The 677-nt window shown below is 69.9% G+C and carries 1 protein-coding gene; it reads right to left on the reverse strand.

All coding sequences use genetic code 11. The annotated features are described in order from the left end of the window. Positions 1-572: polyketide synthase dehydratase domain-containing protein (locus E6R60_RS36480; protein WP_346766108.1), on the reverse strand; the 572-nt coding region annotated here is incomplete at its 3' end. Between the last annotated feature and the right edge of the window lie 105 nt (positions 573-677).

Consider the following 677-nt stretch of genomic DNA (forward strand, 5'->3'; position numbering starts at 1 on the left):
ACCTCGAACACCGCCGCCTCAACCGGACCCTCCACCACCCCAGCGGTCACCAACGACCGCCACACCACCTCATGCAACCCACCACCCCCACCCACACCAGCCAACTGCTCCACCGACACCGGACGGAGCGTCAGCCCATCGACCGACAGAACCGGTTCTCCGGCGGTGTCGGCCATGGCCAGCGAGACGGTGTCATCGCCGGACCCCGTGAGGCGTACGCGCAACGCGGTCGGGCCCGAGGCGAACAGGCGGACTCCTTCCCAGAAGAAGGGGAGCGCGGGACGGTCGTCCTCCGCTGGGCCGGACCCAGGATCGGCGGTCTGCAGGCCCAGGGCGTGCATGGTGGAGTCGAGGAGCGCCGGGTGGAGGCCGAACCTCGCGGCATCCGTGTGCGCGGACTCGTCGAGTTCGACCTCGGCGAAGATGTCCTCGCCAGCGGTCCACGCCCTCTTGAGCCCCTGGAAAACCGGCCCGTAGTCGTATCCACGCTCGGCCAGGACCTCGTACATGTCGGCGACATCGACCGGAGTCGCGCCCGGCGGGGGCCATGCGGTGAGGTCGAACGCCGGCACGGAACCCTCCGCACCTCCACCCACCACACCCTCCGCATGCAACACCCACGCCCCACCCGCACCCGCATCCTCCCGACGCGAATGCACCCGCACCGAACGACAACC

Source organism: Streptomyces sp. A0642, assembly GCF_004795105.1.
GTDB lineage: Bacteria > Actinomycetota > Actinomycetes > Streptomycetales > Streptomycetaceae > Streptomyces.